1 protein-coding gene is annotated in these 414 nt (G+C 58.7%); it reads left to right on the forward strand.

Annotated elements, in window-relative coordinates:
• A partial coding sequence (locus AC1RPN_RS08500; RefSeq protein WP_481763759.1) for a hypothetical protein occupies nt 1-320 on the forward strand: 320 nt, incomplete at its 5' end.
• Nucleotides 321-414: the final 94 nt, after the last annotated feature.

Genomic DNA, 414 nt, shown 5'->3' on the forward strand with positions numbered 1-414 from the left:
GTAATGTGCCGCGTCCGGGTCGCGAGGACGCTCCGGGCCCGGGTCAATATAACCTGCACCGTGTGTTCTTCACGGCACGTGCCCGCGACGCGTACGTACGTCGTATGGAGGCCGGAATCCTGCACCCGCACGAGCGCGCAGTTCACGAACGATCGCTGGACCAATCGAATATGGACGACTTCGCGTATGACGATTTCGACGACTTTGCACCAATGGATTGGCTGGACGATGATCGTACGCCGGCTACGCGCTCGTACGCCACAGATTTCAACCCGATCGTGGTCAAGCCGCAATCGGCGGTGCTCCTGACTGGTATCTGAAGGAAAACATGAACAAGTTCAATCGATTCACGCGTGGCTTTCTGGTCGCGGTGGAAATCGCGGCTGCGTGCGTCGCAGGCGTAAAGTACTGGTC

The sequence above is a fragment of the Dellaglioa sp. CoH-57-MRSF-20 genome (assembly GCF_056781955.1).